Below are 25241 nucleotides of genomic sequence, written 5' to 3'. Positions count from 1 at the left end.
ATGTGTTCTCGGATGATTCCCGCGCGCGATGGTGCGTCCCGTTCCCCCGATGCGGACGCCAGAACGGGCCCTGCTGATCCCCCAAGCGGCAGGGCCCGTTCGCACACCCGGGGGCAGGATGCTCTTCAGCGTCGCTGGCCGCGGATCCAGGACGAGTCGTAGCCGTCGTCGGGACGTCGGCGCGGGCGGTCCTCGAAGCGCTCGGGGTACTCCTCGGCCCAGTCCACACGGCGCAGCGGGGCGTCGTCGTCATCGTGGATGGTGAGGCGGGAGGCCGCCACGAGTCCGAAGCTCAGTCCGGCGAAGGTGACCAGGGTGGCAGCGCTGACCAGCCAGACGATCGTCCAGGGGGAGCCGGACTCCGGGGCGGTGCCGTCGGCCCAGAAGGCTGCGCCCAGGAAGACGAGGGCCAGGGCAAGCACCGCGGAGGGCAGCAGCCATAGCGCGCGGCCGCGGCGGTGCTCGCGAGCAGGCAGGCGCAGCCCTGCAGGCACGCCCATGCCCACTGCCAGGAATCCCGCAGCACCCAACACCGCAGGCAGCAGGCCCAGGGCTCCCAGGAGGCTCCGGCCGGTTGCGGAGAGCGAAGCGCACAGCAGCAGGCCCAGGCTGATCATGGCCAGGGAGATCCCGCGCACAGCCCGGCGTCGCGCGCGGACGGTGCGCTCGTCCGTCGACGGCGCGTGCACGGAGTCCTCGGCCGGATCGGGGCGCTCGGTCACGGGATCACCTCCTGGTGGTTCTGATCCGCCCGCGGATCTGCGGCGGATCTGACCCGTCTTCAGGATACGACCGGAGCCTCGCGGGTCCCGGTGAGATCCATTCGGTAGAAGGTGGTGCCGTGCAGCGGGGCCCCGCCCACCCGCTCGAACTGGCGCGACGAGCCGCGGTTCTCCTCCACGATGAAGGTCACCAGCAGCCGGCGATACCCCTTCTCGCGCAGGCGGGACATGACCTCCTGGCTGAGCATCGACAGCAGGCCCTGGCCCTCGTGCTCCGCGCGCGTGCCCTGGACCAGCAGCAGGGCCTCGCGGCGGTAGCGCCGGTTGCGCACCAGCAGCTTGGCCTGGTCCCACAGGCGCATCCGGCCGCGCGCCTCGCGCACCGCGGGCGAGATGTTCGGGATGCAGATGAAGTGCGAGGCGATCCGCCCGGTGGCCCGATCGCGCAGCAGTCCCACGATCTCCAGATCCAGCATGATCGACAGGTCCTTGACCGAGGCGGCGAACTGCTGCTCGTCCATGGGTGTGAAGTAGTGCTGGCGGCCCATGGCCTCGTTCACGGCCGCGGCGATCTCCGGCAGGATGCCGTCCACGTCGCGGCGGCGCAGCTGCACGAGCTCCACGCCGCGGGCGTCGAGCTCGGCCGCCTCGGGGCGGCGCAGCTGCGCGCGGGTCAGGTCCACGCTCCAGGTCGCGCCCTCGGTCCAGCGCTCGAAGCCCAGGGCCTCGAAGCTGTCCGGGACGCGGCTCGGGTTCCAGGGCTGGTCCATGAACGTCGGCTGGGAGAAGCCGCTGGTGATCACGCCGCAGCGCTCCTGCCCGTCCAGGGCCACCGGGCCGAGCAGCTGCTGCTTGCCCATGGACCGCCCGCGCTCGGCGGCCCATGCGGTCAGCGTCTCGAGGCAGGCGTGATCTGCGAACTCGGTGGCCCCGAAGAACAGGGTCGGCGTGCCCAGACGCTGCTCGAAGGCGTCGTGGGTGTGCACGGTCGAGCGAGCCCGCGCGGCCCCTTCCTGGTCGCGGACCAGGACCAGGTCGATGCGCCCCGGGTGATCCGCGGAGCCGTGGAACCAGCTGCGGATCGTCTCCTCCATGATCGGCATGTGCAGGTGGGCCGGGTGCAGCTCCCAGGGCAGGTCGATGAACTCCTGCAGCTGCGCCTCCGTCCGCACGATGTCGACGCGAAGTCTCTGGCTCACGGGGTGCTCTCCCTCTGGCCCGCGCGCAGCGGGTCGGGTGACGGTGGGGGTGTCGGGGTGTTCCCGCCGCCCGTGGGGGGGGGCAGGACGTCTGGCGGGATCGTACGGGATGCGCGAGCGTCCTCGGTCGTGAGGCGGGTCATGGGCACTGGCCGGATCTCTTTTGGTGACGTATCATCTAAGCCAGGAACGGGTCGCCGGCCCCGCCGCAGCGCGGGGCTCGGGGCCGCAAGCGCACCACGATGGAGGAGAGCCATGAGCGAGCTGACGACAGCAGGCACCGAGCACAGCACCAAGGGCGCCTACGTGCACAAGGGCGAGGAGTTCGACCGGGACGCCAACTACATCGAGGACCGGATCGTGGCGGACCCGTCGTCGGCGCGGCTGAACGAGGGGGCGCAGGCCTGGCCGGTCGAGGCGGGGCGCTACCGCCTGGTCGCCGCGCGCGCCTGCCCGTGGGCCAACCGCACGCTGATCGTGCGCCGCCTGCTCGGGCTCGAGGATGCCATCTCGGTCGGGCTCCCGGGGCCCACCCACGACGTCCGCTCGTGGCGCTTCGACCTCGACGAGGGCGGGAAGGACCCGGTGCTGGGCATCGAGCGGCTGCAGGAGGCCTACTTCGCCCGATTCCCCGACTACCCCCGCGGCATCACGGTGCCGGCGATCGTGGACATCGAGACCGGTGCGGTCGTGACCAACGACTTCCCGCAGATCACGGAGGACTTCGCCAAGCAGTGGACGGCTCATCATCGCGAGGGCGCCCCGGACCTGTGGCCGGCTGAGCTCGAGGACGAGATGCGGGCGGTCATGAAGCGGATCTACACCGAGGTCAACAACGGGGTGTACCGCGCGGGCTTCGCCGGCTCGCAGGAGGCCTACGAGAAGGCCTACGACCGGCTGTGGACCGCCATGGACTGGCTCGAGGAGCGGCTGGCGGACCGGCGCTACCTGATGGGCGATCACATCACGGAGGCGGACGTCCGCCTGTTCACGACCCTGGTGCGCTTCGATCCCGTCTACCACGGCCACTTCAAGGCCTCGCGCAACAAGCTGTCCGAGATGCCCAACCTGTGGGCCTACGCCCGCGATCTGTTCACGACCCCCGGATTCGGCGACACCGTCGACTTCCAGCAGATCAAGGAGCACTACTACATCGTCCACGAGGACCTGAACCCCACGCAGATCGTTCCGGTCGGGCCGTCGCTGGAGAACTGGCTCGAGCCCCACGGCCGCGAGGCGCTGGGCGGCAGCCCGTTCGGCGACGGGACCGCCCCGGACCCGTGCGCCCCGACGAGCGCGTGGATCCGGCGCACACGCCCCTGGCGGTCTGAGCCCGGGCGCCGACCCGCGGCGCGACCTGCGCTCAGCGGACCGGCCCGGCTGGGGCGACGGCGGTACGCTGGTGGGTCGAGACCCGCCCGGCTGCCGCGCAGGCCCCGCCCCCGCCGCCGGGCCGCCCCACTCCCCTGAAGGATGATTCCGTGACCCCGTACCGCAATCAGCGAGCCGCCGCTCTGCCGGCCCGGCTCTCCCGCTCCGTGCTGCTGGTCGGAGCCGGCGATCCCTCGGCCTTCGTCCCGGCGCTGGCCTCGGAGGCCGACTCCGTCATCTTCGATATCGAGGACGGCCTGCCCGAGGGGCAGAAGGAGCAGGGGCGGGCCGATGTCGTCGAGGCGCTGAACCAGGGCGCGGGCGCGTGGGTGCGGATCAACGACATCCACTCCGAGCACTGGCAGGCGGACCTGGATGCGCTGTCCGGGGCGCGCAACCTCCGCGGGATCATGCTGGCCAAGACCGAGTCGTCCGATCACATCACGCGCACCGCCATGATGATGCCGGCCGGCACCCCGGTCATCGCGCTCATCGAGTCTGCGCTGGGCCTGGTGAACGCGAATGACATCGCCCGGGCCCCGGGCGTCTTCCGCCTGGCCTTCGGCGTGGGCGATTTCCGCCGCGACACCGGTGCCTCCGGCGACCCCATGGCCCTGGCCCATGCCCGCTCGACCCTGGTGGTGGCCTCCCGCGTGGGCGGTCTGCCCGGCCCGATCGACGGCCCGACCCCCGGCGCCTCCGGCGAGCAGCTCGACGAGGCCTGCCGCGTGACCCAGTCCATGGGCATGACCGGCAAGCTGACCCTGGATCCGGCTCAGACCGAGGCGATCAACTCCGGACTGGCGCCCTCGGAGCAGGAGATCGCCTGGGCCCGCGAGCTGCTCCACGAGCACGAGTCCGGCATGCCCGGGACCATGGACGGCAGCTACCTGCCGCGCCTGGCCCGCGCCCGCAAGGTCTCGGATCTCGCCGCGACCTACGGCCTCTGGAACCGCTGACCCGACTCCGACGAGCCCTCGCCGCGCGCGACGAGGGCTCGTCGGCGGTGTGAGGGTCGACTCGTCGGGACGATGGAGCCGACCGATACGATGGCGGCATGGATCAACCCCAGGAGCGCTTGAGCACTTCCACAGGACCCACCAGCACCGGCGGCAGTCCGTCCGGGCAGACGCTGCGGCGCCTGGCCGAGCAGCTGGGCGTGAGCACCAGCTACGAGGGCTTCGACGGCCAGGAGGCGCAGGTCCCGGACGCCACGCTGAGCTCGGTGCTCACGGCCCTGGATCTCGATGTCTCCTCCGAGCGGGCCGCGCTGGACTCCCTGCAGGAGCACCTGGACGCCCCCTGGCGCAGGCTCCTGCCGCCGGTGGTGATCGCCGTCGAAGGCCGCGACGACTCCTTCCCCGTGCACGTCCCCTCCGGCAGCGAGCCCACCGTGGAGCTCTTCGCGGGAGAGCGGACCCGGCCCCTCGAGGCCGTGCCCGGAAGCCTGAGCACCCGGGAGATCGACGGGTGCCCGGTCGATCGCATCCTCTACCGCATCCCCTCCGATCTGGCCCCGGAGTGGTACGAGCTGCGCGCCAGCGCCCCGGAGATCGATCACGGGGTGCCCACCGAGGTCGAGCTGGCGGTGACGCCCGCCCGCCTGTCCACCACCGATCGGCTGCAGGACAAGCGCCGCTGGGGCTGGGCCGTGCAGCTCTACTCCGTGGCCTCGAACCGGACCTGGGGCGTGGGCGATCTCAACGACCTCGCGGGCTTGGCCGCGATCGGCGGCGAGCAGGGCGCGGACTACATCCTGATCAACCCCCTGCACGCCTCCGAGCCGGTGCCCCCGCTGGAGGCCTCGCCCTACCTGCCGGTGACCCGGAGGTTCTTCAACCCGCTGTATCTGCGCATCGCGGGCATCCCCGAGATCGTCTACCTCCGTCCCGGCGACGCCGAGGTCGTCCAGACGCTGGATGCCATCCAGCGGCGCAGGATCCTCGAGGTCGACGACGTCGAGCGGGACTCCGTCTACGCCGCCAAGCTGAAGGCGCTGGAGCTGCTCTACACCGTCCGCCGCTCAGCACAGCGCCAGCAGCAGCTGCGCCGCTTCGCCGCCGAGGGCGGGCAGCAGCTGCAGGACTTCGCGCTGTGGTGCGCGATCCGAGAGGAGATCGGAAAGGACTCGCCGCTGTGGGAGGACGAGGCCGCCGGTCCGGACTCGCCGTACGCCGTCGAGGCCCGCACGCGCCTGCAGAGCCGCGTCCACTTCCACATCTGGCTGCAGTGGCTGCTCGACGAGCAGCTTGCCAGCGCCCAGCACGCTGCGGACTCGGCGGGCATGGCGATCGGCGTGATGCATGACCTGGCCGTGGGAGTGTCCAAGGACGGGGCCGATGCCTGGTCGCTGAACCGGTCTCTGGCTCGGGGAGTCTCCGTGGGCGCTCCCGCCGACATGTACAACCAGCAGGGTCAGGACTGGAGCCAGCCGCCGTGGCATCCGTTCCGTCTGGCGGAGGCCGGCTACCGCCCGTGGCGGGAGATGCTGCGCGGGATCTTCCGCCACGCGGGCGGCATCCGGATCGACCACATCATGGGCCTGTTCCGGCTGTGGTGGATCCCGGAGGGCAACAGGGCCTCCGAGGGCGCCTATGTCTACTACGACCACGAGGCCATGCTCGGCATCCTGGCGCTCGAGGCCCAGCGCGCGGGCGTCGTCGTGGTCGGCGAGGACCTCGGCACGGTGGAGCCCTGGGTGCGCGAGGAGCTGGCGGCCCGCGGCGTGCTCGGCACCTCGGTGCTGTGGTTCGAGACCGAGGGCGACGGCCCCAAGGACCCCCGCGACTACCGCGTGGAGACCATGGCCTCGGTGGGCACGCACGACTTCCCGCCGACCGCCGGCTACCTCCAGGGCGTCCAGGTGGACCTGCGCGACGAGCTCGGACTGCTCGAGCGGCCCGTCGAGCAGGAGCGAGCCGAGGCTCAGCAGACGCTGCAGCGCTGGCTCGACGCCGTCCGGGCCGAGGGCCTGCTGCCCGAGGAGGCGAGCGAGCAGCAGACCGTCGAGGCACTGCACGCCTACCTGGGACTGGCGCCGTCGCTGCTGCACTGTGTCCAGCTCGTCGACGCCGTGGGCGAGCGCCGCGTGCAGAACCAGCCCGGCACGACCGACGAGCAGCACCCCAACTGGCGCATCCCGCTGGCCGACGACGAGGGCCGACGCGTGCTGCTCGAGGAGATCCAGGGCTCGGAGCGCGTGCGCTCGCTGTCCGCAGTCATGAATCGGGCCCTCGGGCGCGGGATGCGCAGGCAGAACCGCGAGGGCGCGCCCTCGCAGCCGCGGACCATGGACCCGGACGCCCCCACCGCGCCGTGGACCACCGGCTCCGTGAGCCCCGTCGAAGGCTGAGCCGCGCGGCAGGGTGTGGGTGATCCCACCCCCTGCCGGTTGGTCTTCCGCGCCGTGTCGACTAGACTTGCCTCTCGTCCCATCCCTGTCTCGGGCCCGATCACGGCTCCGGACGGCACCCGGGGAGGGGCGGCATCCTCCTTCACCGGGGGATGCGGAAAGTTGCGGGCAACCCGGCGTCAACCTACTATCTAAGGCTGTCGTGTGGTGGAGTCCACCTTCCGGCACCAAGATCTTCACCGTCGTCATGGCGGACCCCTGACGGTTACCCACCGTGCCGGGCCCGAGTGCGGGCCCTGGGTTCATGAACGGTGGCTGTACTCAGGTGACGGGACGCCCTGGCCGCTGCCGCAGTTGCATCCGTGCATCAGCGCGCACCACAGCGTGCCGTCATTCGTCGACATTTGGAGGAGAGCACAATGGCAGCGTATTGCCAGGTGACCGGAGCTCAGCCGGGCTTCGGGCACACCATCTCGCACTCGCACCGCCGCACCAAGCGCCGGTTCGACCCGAACATCCAGAAGAAGCGCTACTGGGTCCCGTCCCTGCGCCGCAACATCACGCTGAACCTCAGCGCCAAGGGCATCCGCGTCATCGACGCCCGCGGCATCGATGCTGTCGTCGCCGAGATGCAGGCACGAGGGGAGAAGTTCTGATATGGCCAAGGATAAGGACGTCCGTCCCATCATCAAGATGAAGTCCACCGCCGGCACCGGGTACACCTACGTGACCCGCAAGAACCGTCGGAACAACCCGGATCGCATCGTGCTGAAGAAGTACGACCCGGTCGCCCGCAAGCACGTCGATTTCCGCGAGGAGCGCTGAGATGGCCAAGAAGTCCAAGATCGCCAAGAACGAGCAGCGCAAGGTCATCGTCGCCCGCTACGCCGACAAGCGCGCGGAGCTCAAGAAGACCCTGATCGACGAGAACGCCTCGGACGAGGCTCGCGAGGCAGCTCGTCTGGGCCTGCAGAAGCTTCCCCGCGACGCTTCGCCGGTCCGCGTGCGCAACCGCGACCAGATCGACGGCCGCCCGCGCGGCACCTTCCAGAAGTTCGGGATCTCCCGCGTGCGCTTCCGGGACATGGCTCACAAGGGCGAGTTGCCGGGCATCACCAAGTCGAGCTGGTAATTTCCCGTTCGGCGGGCATCTTCCGATGAGATGCCACTGAGTAGACCCCAATCTTCAGGAGGACTGCAGTATGGCTAAGAACCGCAGCGAGATCGTCGCCGAGATCGCCGAGAAGGCCGACACCACCCAGGCGCAGGTGAACGGCGTCCTGGACGCCCTCTTCGAGGTCCTCGAGACCTCCGTCGCTCAGGGCGAGAAGGTCACCATCCCGGGCTGGTTCTCCGTCGAGCGCACCGTCCGCAAGGCGCGCACCGGACGCAACCCGCAGACCGGCGAGTCCATCGAGATCCCCGAGGGCCACTCGGTGAAGCTCTCGGCCGGCTCCAAGCTGAAGGCTGCGGCCTCCTCCAAGTGATGCCGCGCGGCTGAGCAGCAGGACTGCTGCCCGGCCCGAACGCCTCAGGGCGGCTCCCCCTCGGGGGAGCCGCCCTGAGGCGTTTTCGGACCAGGCGGTGCTCCGCGTCATGGCCCGGCAATCGGCCCCCGCGGATTCGCGGGGCGGACGCGGCGCGCGGCATACTGTGGGGCATCTGCCCGGGCGGTCGAGGCCCCGCCGCCCGGAGTCCGCATCGCCGCCGGAGGCCCGAAGGAGGGACGCTCGCCGTGATCACCGCGCGCTCCCTCCGACTGCTGCGCGGCTGGACCGCGGCCGCGGTGGCCACGGGTGCAGCCGCCCTGGCCCACACCGCCGCCGGAGGCCCGTGGCCGTCGCCGCTGCTCGTGGCCCTGTGCCTCGCGCTGTCGGCGCCGGTGTGCATGCTGCTGGCCGGACTGCGGCTGCCCGGGCTGGGGCTGACGCTGTCCGTCGCCGTGTCGCAGCTGCTGTTCCACGGACTGTTCTCCGTGTCCGGGAGCATGTCCGCAGCCGTCGATCACACCTCGCACGCCGGGCACCTGGGTGCCGCCTCCGACGGCCCGGAGCTGGTCCTGAGCGCCACCGGAGCCATGGTCCACGACCATGCGGCGCTCGAGGCGCTCGGAGTCAGCTCCTCGAGCGCCGCATGGCTCATGCCCGTCCTGCACGCTGCGGCCAGCATCGTGACCGTGCTGGTGCTGCGCCACGGCGAGAAGCTCGCCCTGCGGGCCGCGGCCACGCTGCTGATCCGTGCTCGAGCACTGATCTCGCGGATCGGGGACCCGGTCGTCATCGCCGCATCCGCGTGGCGCTGCGCACCGATGGGCCCGGCCGTGCCGCGTCTCGCCCAGGTGATCCTGGCCGCACTGCGCTACCGGGGTCCGCCCGTGCGGATGCTCGCCATCTGATCCTCCGCGCTCCACGTCGAGCCGCGCGCTCCGGAGTGCGCCTGAGACCGCACCGGCGCGTCGGCCCGTGGACGTCGCGGCCCCTCACGGGTCCAGCGGCTTCTGCCTGCGAACGATGGCGAGATGCGCAGCTCCACGCCGAGCGGGCCAGCACCGGCGCCGGATCGGCTCCATCACAGCATCATCGCCGCCCCTCCATTCCCTGAAGGGCATGTCCGAGGCGCGGCGGAGGAGGAACTCCATGTCCATCAGCAAGCACACCATGAGCGTGGGGGCCGGACTGGCCGCTGCCACGCTGATCGCCATGCCGGCACCGGCGCTGGCGCACGACAGCCTCACCGGCTCGAGCCCCGAGAGCGGGGCCTCGAGCGCTGAGGCTCCCCAGGGGATCGATCTGACGTTCTCCGCGGCCCCGCAGGACATCGGCCTCGATATCCGCGTCAGCGGGCCCAACGGCTCGGACGTGACGGACGGCGAGCCCGAGATCCAGGGCACGACGGTCACCCAGCCCCTGTCGGATCAGGCGGACGAGCCGGGCGAGTACTCCGTCGTGTGGCGGGTGGTCTCCTCCGACGGGCATCCGATCGAGGGCGCCTACGACTACACGGTCGAGGGCGGGGAGGCCAGCGCCTCGCAGGAGCCCGCAGGCGGGGAGCCGGCCGAGGGGTCGTCGTCCGCCGGGGGCCTCCGGCTCGGCGCAGGCCCCGGAGTCGGCCTCCTCGGACGCGGACGACGCCCCGACCGAGGGGCAGGACGACGACCAGCCTTCGTCCGACACCGGGGACGAGTCGTCCTCCGGCACAGCCCTGTGGCTGCTGATCGGCGGCGGCGGGGTCGTCGTGCTGGGTGCCGTCGCTGCGGCCGTTGTGATGATGCGGAGGATGGGGCGATGAGCGCGCAGGCAGCCGCGCGGCGGCGCCTTCTGCCCGCTGCGGCCGCCGTGGGCGGCCTGCTCCTGCTGTCCGGCTGCGCCGTGGGACAGGACGCCCTGGACGGTGACTCGGCCTCCAGCAGCGCCTCGAGCAGCGCCGAGGCGCAGGGCGGCGATCAGCTGAGCGTCGAGCAGCCCTGGATCAAGGCGGCCGATAGCGGGATGACCGCCGCCTTCGGGCAGCTGCGCAACGACGGCGACACCGCCGTCACCCTGACCGGCGCCTCTGCCGACGGCATCGCGGGCGAGGTCGAGCTGCACGAGACCGTCGCGGATCCGGAGACCGGGGCCACCAAGATGCAGGCGCTGGAGGACCCGATCGTGATCGAGCCGGGGGAGACCGTGACCCTCGAACCGGGTGGGCAGCACATCATGCTCATGGATCTGCAGTGCGCCCCCATGGCCGGCACCGAGCTGAGCGTGCAGCTGCAGTTCGAGGGCGGTCAGGAGCAGAGCCTCCGGCTGCCCGTGCGCGACTACGCCGGTGCCAAGGAGGAGTACGCACCGGGCGAGGAGCCCACCGCCGGTGAGAGCCCGGAACATGCCGACGAGAGCATGGAGGGCATGGATCACGGTGACATGGCGGGGATGGAGGACTCCTCCTCGGAGGCGCTGCCCATGTGCGAGGAGGCTGCGTGACACAGCGCCGTCCCGATCCTGCTGCGCGCTCCCGCGGCGCGCAGCAGGGCCCGGTCGAGGCCCAGGGCGGCTCAGCGCAGCCGCCCTGGGCTGCGGCCGGGCGCCTCAGGGCGAGTCCGTCCCGCGCGGGGCCTGTCCCGGCGCGGGCTGTTCGGCGCAGGCGGCGCCGTGGGAGCTGCCGCTGCGGCTGGCCTGGGCGCTGTCGGTCTGGGCGCCTCCAGGCTGTCCGAGCCGACGCGCTCGGGAGGCTCGAACGCTCAGGCGGAAGAGGCTCAGCCCGCGTCCATCGGCGACATCGCCGAGGACTTCCACGGCGAGCGCCAGGCCGGCATCGACACCCCCGCGCAGGGTTTCGCGGCCTTCCTGGGCATCGATCTGACCGAGGGCACCACGCGCGAGGACCTGCGCCGCATGCTCGTCGTGCTCACCCAGGACGCCGCCGAGCTGACCGAGGGCCAGGCCCCGATCGGCGACCAGGAGCCCGAGCTGGCGCTGAACCCGTCGAGGCTCACGGTGACCTTCGGCTTCGGGTCGGGGCTGATGCGGATCCTGGCCCCGGCGGCCGCCCCGTCGTGGCTGGCCCCGCTGCCGGAGTTCTCGATCGATCAGCTGCAGCCACGCTGGAGCGACGGCGACCTGCTGCTGCAGCTGTGCTGCGAGGACCCGCTGACCCTGGCGCACGCTCAGCGCGTGCTGCTCAAGGACGTCCGAAGCTTCGGGCAGGTGCGCTGGGTGCAGGACGGGTTCCGCACCGCCGCCGGAGCCGAACCCGCGGGCACCACGCCGCGCAACCTGTTCGGGCAGGTCGACGGCACCGTCGACACCGCCGCAGGCACGCCCGAGCACGAGAGGATCGTGTGGGGCCAGGGCGAGGACGCGTTCGAGCCCTGGATCCAGAACGGCACCTCCTTGGTGCTGCGCCGGATCCACATGAACCTGGACACCTGGGACGAGGTCGACCGCATCGGGCGCGAGGACGCCGTGGGACGCACCTTGGACACCGGGGCGCCCCTGACCGGTGAGCACGAGCACGACGAGCCCGACTTCGAGGCCACGACCCCCGTGGGGTTCCCCGTGATCTCGGACTACTCGCACATGCGCCGGGCGCGGCACCCCGATGAGCGGGTGCGCATCCACCGGCGGGTCTACAACTACGACATGCCCGTCAGCGGGGCCTCCGGGTTCTCCCGACCCGACGAGACGGAGGGCGGGGTCAGCGACTCCGGTCTGCTGTTCGCGTCGTATCAGTCGGATCCGGCCCAGCAGTTCCTCCCGATCCAGCAGCGCCTGGACGAGCTCGACATGCTCAACACCTGGACGGTGCCGATCGGGTCCTCGGTGTTCGCGATCCCGCCGGCCTGCGAGCCGGGCGGATTCGTGGGGGAGCAGCTGTGGTGAGACCCTCGGGACAGCGCTGTCCGGCGGAGGCCCCGAACGCGGGCCCCGGTCGGCCGGCAGCAGATGGATGGAGGTGCGCCGCGACGGCGCGCCCAGCAGCACAGGCCGCGGCGCAGACGGCGCCGGCCGGGAGGACAGCATGAGCAGCACGGCGAACTCGACCGGGACCGCGCAGCAGCGGCGGTCGGGGCGAGGCCCCGCCCTCGGAGGCGGATCCTCGCCCTCCACCGGGCCCGGGGTCGTCCACGGCCTCTCGCCCTGGTGGATCGCAGGGGTGACCGTGGTGGTGCTGCTGTCGCTTCTGGGCGCCCTGGCCTTCTCGGGCGCCTCCGCCCCGCAGGAGGTCGCCGATCCGGGAGCCGCAGTGCGCTGGGGTCTGCCGATCGCCGAGGCGCTGCGGGACACGGGCATGATCGTCGCGCTCGGGTCCGTGCTGCTGGCCGTGTCGGTGCTCCCGCACCGGCAGCGCTCGGGGCGGGGCCGCTCGCCTCGGGCCCGCGCGGGGGAGCAGGAGCCCGAGTCCCCGCTGTTCGCGCGCACCGTCGCTCTGGCCGGGGCGTCGTCGATCGTGTGGACCGTGGCCTCGGTCGCGGTGCTGATCCTGACCTATGCCGATGTCTCCGGGGTGCAGCTGTCCGCCAGCTCGGACTACACGCGCCAGCTCGTGAGCTTCGCGACCGAGATCCCCACGGGGCAGGCGATCGCCGTGGGCACGATCGTCGCCGCCGTGACCACGACCCTGCTCTTCGGCCTGCGCTCCCGGCTGGGACTGGCCGCGGCCATGGCGGTCGGCTGCCTCGCGATCGTGACCATGGCCCTCAACGGCCACAGCGCCGGCGGCGACGATCACATGGGCGCGGTCAACTCCCTGGGTCTGCACCTGCTCGGCGTCTGCCTCTGGGCCGGCGGCCTCGCCGCTCTGGCGTGGATCTCGCCGCAGCTGGCCGCGGACACCACCACTACGGCACTGCCGATCGGCACGCGCGGGCGCCGCGGCGCCGAGTCCGGGCAGGCCGCCCGAGGCCGAAGCGTCCCCACCATCGCCGTGGTCCTGCATCGCTTCTCGACCCTGGCGCTGTGCTGCTATGTCCTCGTGCTGGCCTCCGGGATCATCAACGCCGGGGTGCGCATCGGCACCTGGGAGCAGCTCACCAGCGACTACGGGGTCCTGGCACTGCTCAAGCTCCTGCTGACCCTGCTGCTGGGCGTGGCCGGTCTCATGCACCGCCGCGCAGTGATCCCCGCGCTCGAGGAGGGGAAGGTCTCGGGGCGCCGAGCCGTGTGGCAGGTCATCCTGGGCGAGCTCGTGCTCATGGGCGCGCTGATCGGCGTCGCTGTAGCACTCGGCAACTCGGCGCCGCCGGTGCCCGAGGAGCTCTCCGACAACGCCTCCCCGGCGCGCATCCTCACGTTCTACGAGCTGCCGCCGGCGCCGACGCCCGAGGGCCTGGTCACCATGTGGCGCTTCGACTGGCTGTGGGTCGCGGTCATCGCCGTGCTGGGCCTGTCCTACGCCTGGGCCCTGTGGAAGCTCGCGCGCACCGGCGGGCGCTGGTCGCCCCTGCGCGCAGTGTCCTGGTTCGCGGGCCTGGCCCTGCTGATGTACGCGACGTCCGGCGGTCTGGCCATCTACGCGCGGGTGCTGTTCTCCGCGCACATGGTCGAGCACATGTCGCTGACCATGATCATCCCGGTGTTCCTGGTCCTGGGCTCGCCCGTCACCCTGCTCCTGCGGGCCCTGGAGCCGCGCCAGGACGGCACTCGCGGACCGCGCGAGTGGATCCTGCGCCTGGTCCACTCCACCTGGGGCAAGGTCGTCACGCACCCGATCTTCGCCTCGGTGAACTTCGCGGCCTCGATCGTGATCTTCTACTTCACGGACCTGCTGTCGGTCACGCTGCGCTACCACGTGGGCCACGAGTTCATGATGGCCCACTTCCTGTTCACCGGGTACATGTTCGCCCTGGTGCTCGTGGGCCAGGACCCCATCCCGTACCGGCCGCCGCACTTCATGCGACTGGTCCTGCTGATCGCCACGATGGTCTACCACGCGTTCGTGGGCGTCACCATCATGGGCATGGACACGCTGCTGGAGGCCTCCTGGTTCGGCAACATGGGCCGCCCCTGGGGAGCCTCGGCGATCGAGGACCAGCAGACGGGCGGAGCCCTGATGTGGGGCATCGGCGAGCTGCCCACGGCCATCCTGGCCGTCGTCGTGGCCATCCAGTGGGCCATGGACGGCAAGCGCGAGAACCGCCGGGTGGATCGCGAGGCGGATCGCACCGGCGATGCCGAGCTCGAGGCCTACAACGAGATGATGCAGTCGCTGGCCGAGCGCGAGCGCCGCTGAGCCGGACGGAATACCCCGGCGCCCGCCGGGGGTTGACACGACGGGGCAGGACCGAGCGATCGGGCCCCGCACGAGACGAGCACGAGGAAGAGGACCCCAGATGAGCGCGCAGTCCCGCGTCCGAGCATCCGCCCTGACAGGCCGCAGCTGGCTGAACACCGGCGGCGAGCAGCTCGACTGGCAGAAGCTGCGCGGCAAGATCGTCATCCTGGACTTCTGGTCGTTCTGCTGCATCAACTGCCTGCACGTGCTGGATGAGCTGCGTCCGCTGGAGGAGCGCTTCTCCGACGTCCTGGTGACGGTCGGCGTGCACTCGCCCAAGTTCGAGCACGAGGCCGATCCCGAGGCCCTGGCCTCGGCGGTGGATCGCTACGAGATCCACCACCCGGTGCTCGATGACCCCGAGCTCGGCACCTGGGACGCGTACACCGCGCGCGCCTGGCCGACCCTGGTGGTCGTGGATCCCGAGGGCTACATCGTGGCCCACCTCTCGGGGGAGGGCCACGTCCAGGGGATCGTCTCGCTCGTCGAGCAGCTCGTGGAGCAGCACGAGGCGGCCGGCACGCTGCACCGCGGCGACGGTCCCTACGTCCCCCCGGAGATCACCGACGGCGACCTCCGCTTCCCGGAGAAGGCCGTGGCCCTCGAGGACGGCTCCGTGCTGGTGGCCGACACCGGCCACCACCGCCTGGTCCGCATGGCCGCCGACCTGCAGACCGTGCGCTCCGTGATCGGCGACGGCACCCGCGGCCACGCCGACGGCGGCCCCGAAGAGGCGCACTTCAACGAGCCGCGCGGGCTCGCGCTGCTGCCGCAGGGCGTCCGCGAGCAGGTGGGCTATGACGTGATCGTGGCCGACACCGTGAACCACCGCCTGCGCGGCGTGCGCCTGTCCGACGGCGAGGTCACGACCCTGGCGGGCAGCGGCGTGCAGCGCCTGCTGGATTCGGAGCGGGCCAAGGGCGTGGACGCCGATCACATCGATCCTGGAGCCGACCCGCGGGAGGTCGCGCTGTCCTCGCCGTGGGACACCGTGTGGTCCACGGCCGCCGACACCCTGGTGGTGGCCATGTCCGGCACGCATCAGATCTTCACCTTCGATCCGCGCACCGGCGAGCTGGCCGTGGCGGCGGGCACCGGCGACGAGGGCCTGGTCGACGGGGATCCCTCGCAGTCCTGGTTCGCGCAGACGTCGGGGCTGGTCGAGGCCCCGGACGGCACGATCTGGGCGGCGGATTCCGAGTCCTCGGCGCTGCGCTCCATCGCGGTGGCGGACGGCGCCCTCTCGGGCGTGGCCACGGCCGCGGGGCTCGGCCTCTACGACTTCGGCTTCCGCGACGGCGACTCGACCCAGGCGCGCCTGCAGCACCCGCTCGGCGTCGCGGTGCTGCCCGACGGCTCGATCGCCGTCGCCGACACCTACAACGGCGCCATCCGGCGCTGGGATCCCGTCGGGGGACAGCTCTCCACGCTCGAGCGCGACTTCGACGAGCCGTCGGACCTGCTGGTCGACGCCTCGGGGGAGACCCCCGAGCTGATCGTGGTGGAGACCAACCGGCACCGCCTGGTGCGCCTGCCCGTTCCGGAGAAGCTGCTGCAGGTCGACGAGGGCGCCTCCGTCTCCCAGCGCAGCCGCACCCCGATCGCCGGCGGCACCATGACGATCGACGTCCGCTTCGCCGCCCCCAGCGGCCAGAAGCTCGACGACCGCTGGGGAGATCCCACGCAGCTGAAGCTGTCGGTCTCCCCGGCCGAGGCGCTGGTCGACGGCGGCGGCGCCGCCCAGGGCCTCAAGCGCGAGATCACGCTCGCCGATGGCGTCACCGAGGGCGTCCTGCACATCACCGCCCGCGCGGCCGCCTGCGACGGCGAGCCCGGCGGCGAGATCCCGGACCACGCCGCCTGCCACCTGTACCAGCAGGACTGGGGGATCCCGTTCACGGTCGCCGAGGGCGCCGAGGACTCCCTGGTGCTGGATCTGCGCGGTCTGAACGCCTGACCCCTCCCACCCGGCCTCCCGCGCCTGTGTGCCTGGATGCCGCATGCGCGGCGCGGAAGCGCATGCGTGCACGCAGGCGCGAGGGGCTCAGCGGCGGGTGACCTTCACGCTGTCGTCGCTGACGGCCAGATCGGCCTGGTAGATGAAGGGCACCGACTCGGTGACCTCCTCGGTGGTGCCATCGAACAGGTCCACGGAGGTGAACGAGACCTCGGCCATGCCCTTCGCCGACCCCAGGGCCCAGTCCTTGCCGCCGTCCACGCCGATCGTCACGGGCGGCTCGGGCTGCTTGGTGATGCTCCAGGTGACGTCGCCGTCCACTCGGCCGTCGAAGTCGTAGGAGAACGGGCAGTCGGTCGGGTACAGGCTGGACTGCTCGGTGCAGGTGCTCAGGTCAGCGGCGATCTGCTCGGAGATCTCGGTCTCCAGAGCCTCCGACGGGGTGGCCTCCAGCGCGATGGTCTCGGTCTGGGCCTCGTCCGTCAGGACGACCGAGGCAGGATCGGTGTCGACCCAGCGCGAGGCGTAGGAGGCCGAGTAGACACCGGGCGGGAAGGCTGCGAAGCGCTGCTCGGACTCCGGCAGCGCCGCCGAGGCTCCGTTGAGATCGGCGCTGGTGGCCCCGGGCATGGACACGGTGACCGAGGGGAGCTCGGATTCCTCGAAGCCCCACACCGTGAAGAAGCCCCACTGGGTGTCCACGGGCACCAGGCGGTACTCGGAGGCATGCGGCTGACCGTCCAGGGTGAAGTCGGCGCGCACCACGGCCTCCTCCGAGTCCTGGGAGACGGTCGAGATCTCGAGGTCCTCGAGCGACTCGGTGGCCGCGGCCAGCGGCTCGCCGTCGAGCAGGACGGCATCGTCCTCGGGATCGACCTGCGCATTGAGCAGGCCCAGGGCGCGGCCGCCGTCGCCGTCCTGGAGGCTCTCGAAGTAGGCGCGGACGCCCGTCTCCGGGCCGTACATGTACTTGTTGACCAGCGAGATCGTGATCCACGCGGCAGCCATGGCGAGCACGAGAAGGACCAGCCACATGCCGATCGCCCTGCGCACCGCCGTGTTCTGATCCATCCTCCTTACGCTAGTCGACGACACCGCCCGCGCTTCGAAGGAGCCGCACTCCATGGCCGAGTCCATCCGCCAGATCCCCGCGAAGTACGGCACCGCCGAGCGGGTTCTGCACCCTCGCATCGGCTCGATGGGCCGGCGTCTGCTGGCCTGCCTGCCCGCGGTCGTGCTCGGGCTCCTGTGCCTTGCCGTGCTGGGGGTGCGGCGGCCGGCGCCCATGGGGATCATCGTGCTGGTCATCGTCATCATCGGCTGCGCCGTCAGCGCGTGGCGCTGGCTGCGGCCCGTGACCGTGGCGATCACGCCCACCCATGTGATCGGCTCGCGCACGATCGGCTTCCACACGATGGAGCGGTCGAAGATCGAGCGGCTGGTGGTCGTGGACTCCCTGCGCCGCCCGGCGCGCACCGGCTCCGACGGGACCAAGCGCCGCCGCGGCGTCGCTCGGCCCTACCTGTGGGCGGCCGACGACGCGGGGCGGCGCCTGTTCCGCATGGACGGGACGATCTGGGACCGGAAGTCCATCGACCGCCTCGTGGAGCACCTGGGGGTGAAGACGGAGCGCTTCGCCCAGGCCAGCCCAGCGCACATGGCGAAGACCTGGCCGCGGCTCGTGGGCCCCTTGATGCGCTTCCCGTGGCTGCGTCCCCTGCTCACGGGTCTGGCGGCGATCGCCGCGGTCCTGCTGCTGGTGTGGATGGCCTGGAACCAGGGCTGAGCCGCCGGCCCCGCCGGATCGCCGTGCGGGAGTCAGGCGGACGGCCACCCTGCGACCCGGCACGACGACAGCGGCCGGTCCTCCCGTGAGGGGAGGACCGGCCGCTGTCGTCAGGCAGGAGGCGGGTCAGGCCTGATGGTCGCGCATCCGCGCGATGTCGGCCTTGCGCTCCTCGTTGGCCTCGCGGGTCAGCTCGGCGCCGGCCTCCTCGTCGCGGGTGAGGTTCTCGCCGGTCTGCGGGTCGAACACGTGCATCTTGGAGGTGTTCAGCCACAGCTTGGCCTGCGAGCCGCCGCGCACGCGAGAGCTGGCGGGCAGCTCGACGACCACCTGGGCGGGCATCTCATCGGCGTCCAGGTCGCGGGCGAGCTCGTCGAGCTTGTCCTTGACGTCCCGGTCCTGCTCGAACTGCACGTAGCCGTACTGCTGGTTGCCCAGCCACTCCGTGTGCGAGAGCTCGGCGTCGAACGTGGCGCCCTTGGCCGACCACGGGGTGTCGGCGACGTCGCGGGCATCCGCGAAGTGCTCCGGGCGCACGCCCAGCACGAGCAGCTCGCCGGCCGAGTCCAGACGGCCCTGGGCATGGGCCGGGACCGGGATCTCGCCCAGCGGCGTCACGAAGACGTCGCCGTTGCGATGGGCCGGCAGGAAGTTCATCGACGGGGCGCCGATGAACCCGGCCACGAACAGGTTGACGGGCTGCTCGTAGAGCTCGCGCGGAGAGGCGATCTGCTGCAGCTCGCCCTTCTTCAGCACGGCCACGCGATCGCCCAGGGTCATGGCCTCGGTCTGATCGTGGGTCACGTACAGTGAGGTGATGCCCAGACGGCGCTGCAGCTGCGCGATCTCGGTGCGCATCTGCCCGCGCAGCTTGGCGTCCAGGTTGGACAGCGGCTCGTCGAACAGGAAGGCGTCGGCCTCGCGCACGATCGCGCGGCCCATGGCCACGCGCTGGCGCTGACCGCCGGACAGGTTGCCGGGCTTGCGCTCCAGGTGGTCGTCGAGATCCAGCAGGCGCGAGGCCTCGCGGACCTTGGCGTCGATCTGGTCCTCGGAGAGCTTGTCCGAGCCCTTGGCCAGGCGCAGCGGGAACGCGATGTTCTCGTACACGGTCAGGAACGGGTACAGGGCGTAGTTCTGGAAGACCATCGAGAGGTTGCGCTCTCGTGGCTGCTTCTCGTTGACGCGGGTCCCGTCGATCCGCAGCTCGCCGTCGGTGATGTCCTCCAGACCCACGACCATGCGCAGGAGGGTGGACTTTCCGCAGCCGGACGGGCCGACGAGGATCAGGAACTCGCCGTCGGCGACGTCGATGCTGACGCCCTTGATGGCGGGGAAGCCGTCGTCGTACTTCTTGATGAGATTGTCGATGGTGATGGATGCCATGGTGCTGTGCGCCTCTCGTGGGGAGGAAGTGTGGTTTCGGGTCCGTACCGGGCGTCAGCCCTTGACGGCGCCCTGGGTGAGGCCGGAGACGATCTGGCGCTGGAACAGCAGCACCAGCAGGACCACCGGGATGGTGACCACGATCGCGGCGGCGGAGATGGCGCCGGCGGGGTCCTCGAACTGCGAGGCGCCGGTGAAGAAGCCCAGTGCGGCCGGCACGGGGCGGGCCGCCGAGGTCGAGGTCAGGCCGATGCCGAACACGAAGTCGTTCCAGGCGATGAAGAACGCGATGATCGCGGTCGTGAAGATGCCCGGGGTCACCATGGGCACGATCACCTTGCGGAAGGACTGCAGGGTGGTGGCGCCGTCGACCTGGGCCGCGGAGTCCAGATCCCACGGGATCTGCTGGAAGTAGGCCGCCAGCGTCCAGATGGAGATCGGCAGGGTCAGCGACAGGTACGGCAGGATCAGGCCCAGCCAGGTGTCGTAGAGCCCGATCTGGCGCCACATGTTGAACAGCGGGGTCACGATCGACACGACGGGGAACATGGAGACCATGAGCGAGGTCGTGAGGATCAGGGACTTGCCGCGGAAGTCCAGGCGGGCGATGGCGTAGGCGCACAGGGTCGCCAGCACCACGGCGATCGCCGTGGCGATCAGCGTGATGCCGATCGAGTTGCGCAGCGCCGGGACGAAGAGGTCCTGGGCCGAGCCCACGAAGATCATCTCGTAGTTCTCCCACGTGAACTGGGTGGGGATGAACCCGCCCGAGGTCAGGTCCGAGGCGGACTTGAAGGAGTTCATGAGGATCGAGAGCACCGGGAAGAGGCACCACACGAGGACGAGGACGGTGATGACCGCCCAGCCGAGCTTCTGCTTGCCGGTCATGGGATCAGCCCTTCCTTCCGGTGAGATCCACCTTGAAGCCCTTGATGGCCACGACGGCGATCAGCAGGACGCAGATGAACAGGATCACGGAGATCGCCGAGCCGAGGCCGATCTCCAGACGGGTGATCGAGGTGCGGTAGGCCAGCAGCGACAGCGACTCGGTCCCATACTGGCCGTTGGTCATGATGTAGATGTTGTCGAAGATGCGGAAGGCATCCAGGGCGCGGAAGACGACCGCGACCATGATGGCGGCCTTCATGGAGGGGATGGTCACCTTGACCATGCGCTCCCACCAGCCGGCGCCGTCGACCTTGGCGGCCTCGCCGAGCTCGTTCGGCACCTGCGCCAGGCCCGAGAGCAGCAGCAGGGAGATGAACGGCGTGGTCTTCCAGATCTCGGAGGCCATGATCACCAGCAGCGCGGACCAGCTCTGGCCGAACCAGTTGAAGTCCGGGCCGATGACCGGCAGCCAGGCGAACCACGAGTTCACGTAGCCGGTGTTGATGTCGAAGGCGTAGAACCAGGCGAAGGCCGACACGACCGTGATGATGCCGTAGGGCACCAGGATCACGGTGCGCAGCAGGCCGCGCAGCCGCTTGATCGCCGAGTGCATGACCAGCGCCAGCGCGAAGCCGAGCACGAGCTCCACGGCGACGGTGACGACCGTGATGAGCAACGTGACCCACAGGTCCTTCCAGAACACACCGTCCGTGAGGACCGTCCAGTAGTTCTGGAGGCCGATGAACTCTCGGTCATCCGGGGCCGTGAGGCGGTAGGAGAACAGCGAGTCGAACAGCGCCTGGATGATGGGGTACATGGTCACCAGCAGCATGACCGCGAAGGCCGGTCCGGCCAGCAGCCAGCCGAGGCGGCGCTCGGACTTCAGCCGGTCGGAGATCGGGGCGGAGGCGGGCCGTCGGCGGCCCTGAGTCGAGGTGCTCACAGCAGCGACTCTCCCTTCAGGACGGAGTCGATGAACTCCTGCGAGTTCGCCGGGGTGTTCTCGTTGACCTCATGGATCGGGGTCCACTCCTGCTGGATGCCGGAGGAGATCTCGTTGTAGTACGGGGTCTGCGGGCGCGGGGCGGCGCTGTCCAGGGACTCGCGGATGGCCTCGTACATGGGGTAGGCCTCCTGCACGGCCTTGTCCTCGTAGGCAGAGGAGGCGGCGGCGGGGTTGCCGTCGGAGACCATGTACTTCGCCTGGTTGGCCGGGTCCGAGATGCACTCGATGGCCTCCCATGCCAGGTCCTGGTTCTCGGAGCTGGCGCCCACGCCCAGGTTGATGCCGCCCAGCGGGGGAGCCGACGGGGTGTCCGCGTCCACGCGGGGCCAGGTGGTCCAGGCGATGTCGTCCATCACGGACTGCTCGACCGAGCCCTCCGCGACAGCGCCCTGGGTGGCGGAGTAGATGAACGGCCAGTTGACCATGAACGAGCCCTTCTCGCCGCGGAACTGCTCCATGGCGGCGTTCTCGTCCTGGGTGTCGATGCCCGGACCGCCCAGTCCCTCCTCGCCGATCGTCCCGACGATGCCTGCGGCCTTGCCCCCGGCCTCGGAATCGAGCGCGAGCTCCAGGGTGTCGACCGAGGCGGGGTCGCCCTCCACGATCGAGCCGCCGGCGGACTCCACGAGGCTGTTGACCCACACGGTCATGGACTCGCCCTGCACGCCCTGCACTCCCAGGTACTTGTCCTGGTCCTTCGCGGCCGTGATGATCTGCTCCCACGTCACGGGCTGGGTCATGTCCAGCCCGGCGGCCTCGGCCACGGACTTGCGGTACCACAGCAGCTGCGTGTTGGCCCAGAACGGGATGGAGACGTACTCGCCGTCCCACTGCGCACCGGCCTGGGCGCCCTCGAGGGTGTCCTGCGTAGCTGTCTCCACGAGCTCCTGCGGCGGTGCGGCCAGGAAGCCCGGCTCGGCCAGCTCGGGGATGAAGGGCGGGTCCAGGGACATGATGTCCATGGACCTGTCGCCGGCCGCCAGGCGGCGGGCCAGCTGCTCGCGCTGCGTGGCGGCATCGCGCGGCAGCAGCGAGGTGGTGATGGTGTACTTCCCGCCCGAGTCCGCGGAGCACTGCTCGGCGATCGTGGCCTGCCCCCCGTTGTCCGGGTTGATGTACCACGTCAGCTCGGTGGGACCGCCATCATCCGATGCGCAGCCCGCCAGCATCAGTGCTCCGATCGAGGCGAGCGCTGCGGTGCGCAGCCGTCGCCGATGGTGCTCTGCTCTCACGAGGTTCCTCCGTGTGCTCGATTCGTGCGAGGCGCACCGTGGACACGGCAGGCACCTCCACGGCCCAGAATACTCCCAGATGTGAATTGGCACACAATCATCTGGGCGAGTCCCCGGAAGTCGCGCAACGGGAGGTGAACGGGGGCGGCTCAGGCGAGCAGCAGGGCCACGACGGCCATGGTCCCCATGGCGGCCACGGAGGTCACGAGCACGACGTCGCGGGTCACGGCCTCAGCGCTGCGATAGCGCACGGCCGCCACATAGACGTTCTGCGCCGTCGGCAGCGCCGCCATCAGGACCACGCCGTAGAGCATGGCGGGGTCGAGGCCCAGGGCGAGGCCGAACAGCCAGGCCAGGACGGGCTGGGCGATCAGCTTCAGCGCGGAGAGCAGCGCGACCTCCTGGCGGTGGGCGCGAGTGCCCTGCAGCGGGCGGTGGGAGACCAGCGACATGCCGAACGCGGCGAGCATGCACGGGATGGCCGCCCCGGAGATCAGCTCGATCGGCTGGTGGGCCACGGTCGGCAGCTGCCAGCCGGTGGCCGAGAAGACCACGCCGAGCAGCGAGCCCAGGATCATGGGATTCGTGGCCACGGAGCGCAGCAGCGACAGCGGGTTCGGGCGGCGCCCGAGCACTGCGATGTCCATGAGGGCCAGGTAGATGGGCGTGTAGATCGCCAGCTGGAACAGGATCACGGGCACGACGGCCGAGGCATCGCCGAGCACGAAGGTCGTCAGCGGGATGCCCAGGTTGGCGGAGTTGACCATCGAGGCGGACTGTCCGGACATGATCACGGAGCCCAGCCGCGCGCGTTCGCCCTGGGCGCCGCGGCGCTCGACGGAGCTGCCGTCGTCGTCGGCCGAGGGGAAACTCTGCGCGGCCCGATCCCGCTGATCCCGCCGCCGCAGGGCGCGCCGTGCGAAGGCGAAGCCCCACCACAGCGAGGCGGTGGCCCAGGCGGAGACCAGGGCCACGAGCAGCGGGGCGGAGAAGATCTGGGAGACGTCCGCCCCGGAGACCGTCAGGAACAGCAGGCAGGGGGAGGCCACCCAGAAGGAGAAGGCGCTCAGGGAGTGCTGGCCGGCATCGCCCAGGATCCCCGCGCGGGAGACGACGGCCCCCACCAGGATGATGATCCAGATGACCGCGAATCCCGCGAGGACCCCGGTCATCTCAGCCGCGCCCGCCCAGCTCGGCGCGCGCGTCCGGGGAGCTCACGGCGTGATCGGGGGTCTTCACGTCCCCGACGACGGCCTCGGCGGGGTCCTGCCCCAGGTGCACGATGCGGTTGCCGGCATCCACATGGACGACGTGCGGCTCGTACGTGCGGGCCTCCTGGTCGTCCATCTGGGCGTAGGCCATCAGGATCACGAGGTCGCCCACGGACACGAGGTGGGCGGCGGCGCCGTTGATGCCGATCACGCCCGAGCCGCGCTCGCCGGGGATCGTGTAGGTCTCCAGGCGCGCCCCGTTGGTGATGTCGACGATGTGGACCAGCTGGCCCGGGAGGATTTCGGCGGCCTCGAGCAGGTCCAGGTCGACGGTCACGGAGCCCACGTAGTGCAGGTCCGCGTGGGTCACGGTCGCGCGGTGGATCTTGCCGGTGAACATGGTTCGCAGCATGGCTGCCTTTCACGAGACGCGAGCAGGGGTGCGGGGAAGCTCGGATGCCGCTGACGGCATATGCGCGTGGCGTTCGGGGCTGCGGCCGCACGGAGCGCCCCTGTCCGCAGCCGGAAGGGCCGTCCGATGAGAAGCGCCCGCAGACCGGAGGGTCTGCGGGCGCGGTCGGCGCAGGCCGACGAGAGAGCGGCTGACGGGAATCGAACCCGCGTATCAGGCTTGGGAAGCGTGCGCTCTACCATTGAGCTACAGCCGCGCGACGAACGCCGACTCTAGCGCAGTCCACGACACGGCGCCAATGCGTCGGGCGCCCGCGTGGACTACCGTGGCAGCCGTGCTGCTCTCCGATCGCGACATCCGCGCCGAGCTCGAGGCCCAGCGGGTCCGGCTCGAGCCCTGCGACCTCGACCTCATCCAGCCCTCGAGCATCGACGTCCGCCTGGACCGATGGTTCCGGCTCTTCGACAACCACAAGCACGCCGTGATCGACCCGTCGATCGAGCAGCCGGGGCTGACCCGGCTCGTGGAGGTGGCTCCGGAGGAGCCCTTCGTGCTGCATCCCGGCGAGTTCGTGCTGGGCTCCACCTACGAGTGCGTGAGCCTTCCAGACGACATCGCCGCCCGGCTCGAGGGCAAGTCCTCGCTGGGGCGCCTGGGGCTGCTGACGCATTCGACCGCGGGCTTCATCGACCCGGGCTTCTCGGGGCACGTGACCCTCGAGCTGTCCAACATGGCCACGCTGCCGATCAAGCTGTGGCCGGGCTCGAAGGTCGGGCAGCTGTGCTTCTTCCGGCTGTCGTCGTCCGCCGAGGAGCCCTACGGCACGGGGGATCACCAGAACCGCTACCAGGGCCAGCGCGGACCCACGGCCTCGCGCTCGCACCTGAGCTTCCACCGCACGCAGCTGCCGCGCTGAGGAGCACTCGGGCGGCGCGGGCTGCTGTGCGCAGCCGCATGCTGCAGG

22 protein-coding genes, 1 tRNA gene and 1 pseudogene are annotated in these 25241 nt (G+C 70.8%); 14 read left to right on the top strand and 10 right to left on the bottom strand.

Going from position 1 to position 25241, the window contains the following annotated elements:
* Positions 1–125 precede the first annotated feature (125 nt).
* Both OVA15_RS08835 and OVA15_RS08830 read right to left on the bottom strand, forming a co-directional pair.
* Positions 126–722 (bottom strand): hypothetical protein, encoded by a 597-nt coding sequence (locus OVA15_RS08835; RefSeq protein ID WP_024289772.1) that lies wholly within the window; start codon positions 720–722, stop codon positions 126–128.
* Positions 723–781: 59 nt separating this feature from the next.
* Positions 782–1921, bottom strand: coding sequence for a hypothetical protein (locus tag OVA15_RS08830; RefSeq protein WP_268144407.1), 1140 nt, complete (start codon positions 1919–1921; stop codon positions 782–784).
* A gap of 255 nt (positions 1922–2176) precedes the next feature.
* Here OVA15_RS08830 and OVA15_RS08825 point away from each other — a divergent pair.
* The 12 genes and pseudogenes from OVA15_RS08825 to OVA15_RS08770 all read left to right on the top strand — a co-directional run bounded on the left by OVA15_RS08825 (position 2177) and on the right by OVA15_RS08770 (position 16356).
* Positions 2177–3252 (top strand): annotated as a pseudogene (locus OVA15_RS08825) (glutathione S-transferase family protein).
* 150 nt (positions 3253–3402) lie between these two features.
* The gene (locus OVA15_RS08820; RefSeq protein ID WP_006213879.1) at positions 3403–4251 is read left to right on the top strand and encodes an HpcH/HpaI aldolase/citrate lyase family protein; all 849 of its coding nucleotides are present in this window, start codon (positions 3403–3405) and stop codon (positions 4249–4251) included.
* Positions 4252–4370: 119 nt separating this feature from the next.
* Positions 4371–6644, top strand: coding sequence for a 4-alpha-glucanotransferase (gene malQ / locus OVA15_RS08815; RefSeq protein WP_326493280.1), 2274 nt, complete (start codon positions 4371–4373; stop codon positions 6642–6644).
* 419 nt (positions 6645–7063) lie between these two features.
* Entirely contained in the window at positions 7064–7300 is a 237-nt protein-coding gene (gene rpmB / locus OVA15_RS08810) for a 50S ribosomal protein L28 (protein WP_006213877.1), read from the top strand.
* A gap of 1 nt (position 7301) precedes the next feature.
* On the top strand, positions 7302–7469 hold the full coding sequence (gene rpmG / locus OVA15_RS08805; protein WP_006213876.1) for a 50S ribosomal protein L33: 168 nt from the start codon (positions 7302–7304) through the stop codon (positions 7467–7469).
* A gap of 1 nt (position 7470) precedes the next feature.
* The gene (gene rpsN, locus OVA15_RS08800; protein ID WP_053447915.1) at positions 7471–7776 is read left to right on the top strand and encodes a 30S ribosomal protein S14; all 306 of its coding nucleotides are present in this window, start codon (positions 7471–7473) and stop codon (positions 7774–7776) included.
* Between the two features lie 70 nt (positions 7777–7846).
* The gene (locus OVA15_RS08795) at positions 7847–8131 is read left to right on the top strand and encodes an HU family DNA-binding protein (protein ID WP_006213874.1); all 285 of its coding nucleotides are present in this window, start codon (positions 7847–7849) and stop codon (positions 8129–8131) included.
* A 248-nt stretch (positions 8132–8379) separates the two neighbouring features.
* On the top strand, positions 8380–9039 hold the full coding sequence (locus OVA15_RS08790; protein ID WP_268144400.1) for a hypothetical protein: 660 nt from the start codon (positions 8380–8382) through the stop codon (positions 9037–9039).
* 241 nt (positions 9040–9280) lie between these two features.
* Positions 9281–10609: a copper chaperone PCu(A)C gene (locus OVA15_RS08785; RefSeq protein ID WP_268144398.1), complete on the top strand. Its 1329-nt coding sequence runs from the start codon at positions 9281–9283 to the stop codon at positions 10607–10609.
* A 168-nt stretch (positions 10610–10777) separates the two neighbouring features.
* Positions 10778–12007, top strand: coding sequence for a Dyp-type peroxidase (locus tag OVA15_RS08780; protein WP_268144396.1), 1230 nt, complete (start codon positions 10778–10780; stop codon positions 12005–12007).
* 139 nt (positions 12008–12146) lie between these two features.
* Positions 12147–14357 carry a cytochrome c oxidase assembly protein gene (locus tag OVA15_RS08775; RefSeq protein ID WP_268144394.1) on the top strand — a complete coding sequence of 737 codons (2211 nt, stop codon included), beginning with the start codon at positions 12147–12149 and terminating at the stop codon, positions 14355–14357.
* Between the two features lie 100 nt (positions 14358–14457).
* The gene (locus OVA15_RS08770) at positions 14458–16356 is read left to right on the top strand and encodes an NHL domain-containing thioredoxin family protein (protein ID WP_268144393.1); all 1899 of its coding nucleotides are present in this window, start codon (positions 14458–14460) and stop codon (positions 16354–16356) included.
* Between the two features lie 87 nt (positions 16357–16443).
* On the opposite strand, the gene OVA15_RS08765 is transcribed toward OVA15_RS08770, so the two are convergent.
* Positions 16444–17427 carry a hypothetical protein gene (locus OVA15_RS08765; RefSeq protein ID WP_268144391.1) on the bottom strand — a complete coding sequence of 328 codons (984 nt, stop codon included), beginning with the start codon at positions 17425–17427 and terminating at the stop codon, positions 16444–16446.
* A gap of 52 nt (positions 17428–17479) precedes the next feature.
* On the opposite strand from OVA15_RS08765, the gene OVA15_RS08760 reads away from it, so the two are divergent.
* The gene (locus OVA15_RS08760) at positions 17480–18142 is read left to right on the top strand and encodes a hypothetical protein (protein WP_053447909.1); all 663 of its coding nucleotides are present in this window, start codon (positions 17480–17482) and stop codon (positions 18140–18142) included.
* A gap of 126 nt (positions 18143–18268) precedes the next feature.
* On the opposite strand, the gene OVA15_RS08755 is transcribed toward OVA15_RS08760, so the two are convergent.
* From OVA15_RS08755 to OVA15_RS08725, 7 genes are all read right to left on the bottom strand, one after another.
* Positions 18269–19528: an ABC transporter ATP-binding protein gene (locus OVA15_RS08755; RefSeq protein WP_053447908.1), complete on the bottom strand. Its 1260-nt coding sequence runs from the start codon at positions 19526–19528 to the stop codon at positions 18269–18271.
* 54 nt (positions 19529–19582) lie between these two features.
* Positions 19583–20416 carry a carbohydrate ABC transporter permease gene (locus tag OVA15_RS08750; RefSeq protein ID WP_024289786.1) on the bottom strand — a complete coding sequence of 278 codons (834 nt, stop codon included), beginning with the start codon at positions 20414–20416 and terminating at the stop codon, positions 19583–19585.
* A 4-nt stretch (positions 20417–20420) separates the two neighbouring features.
* Positions 20421–21359 carry a carbohydrate ABC transporter permease gene (locus OVA15_RS08745; RefSeq protein ID WP_326493279.1) on the bottom strand — a complete coding sequence of 313 codons (939 nt, stop codon included), beginning with the start codon at positions 21357–21359 and terminating at the stop codon, positions 20421–20423.
* Positions 21356–22654 (bottom strand): extracellular solute-binding protein, encoded by a 1299-nt coding sequence (locus OVA15_RS08740; protein WP_268144389.1) that lies wholly within the window; start codon positions 22652–22654, stop codon positions 21356–21358. The genes OVA15_RS08745 and OVA15_RS08740 overlap by 4 nt, the downstream gene beginning before the upstream one ends.
* A gap of 149 nt (positions 22655–22803) precedes the next feature.
* Positions 22804–23826 carry an AEC family transporter gene (locus OVA15_RS08735; protein ID WP_268144387.1) on the bottom strand — a complete coding sequence of 341 codons (1023 nt, stop codon included), beginning with the start codon at positions 23824–23826 and terminating at the stop codon, positions 22804–22806.
* A 1-nt stretch (position 23827) separates the two neighbouring features.
* Positions 23828–24277: an aspartate 1-decarboxylase gene (panD, locus tag OVA15_RS08730; protein WP_268144385.1), complete on the bottom strand. Its 450-nt coding sequence runs from the start codon at positions 24275–24277 to the stop codon at positions 23828–23830.
* 185 nt (positions 24278–24462) lie between these two features.
* Positions 24463–24533, bottom strand: a tRNA-Gly gene (locus OVA15_RS08725).
* A 78-nt stretch (positions 24534–24611) separates the two neighbouring features.
* Here OVA15_RS08725 and dcd point away from each other — a divergent pair.
* Positions 24612–25193 carry a dCTP deaminase gene (gene dcd / locus OVA15_RS08720; protein WP_053448328.1) on the top strand — a complete coding sequence of 194 codons (582 nt, stop codon included), beginning with the start codon at positions 24612–24614 and terminating at the stop codon, positions 25191–25193.
* Positions 25194–25241: the final 48 nt, after the last annotated feature.

The organism is Kocuria sp. SL71, from assembly GCF_026672465.1.
In the GTDB taxonomy this organism is placed as follows: Bacteria; Actinomycetota; Actinomycetes; order Actinomycetales; family Micrococcaceae; genus Kocuria; species Kocuria palustris.
The sequence above is the reverse complement of the archived record's forward strand: the minus strand, read 5'-3'. Positions and strand labels throughout refer to the sequence as shown.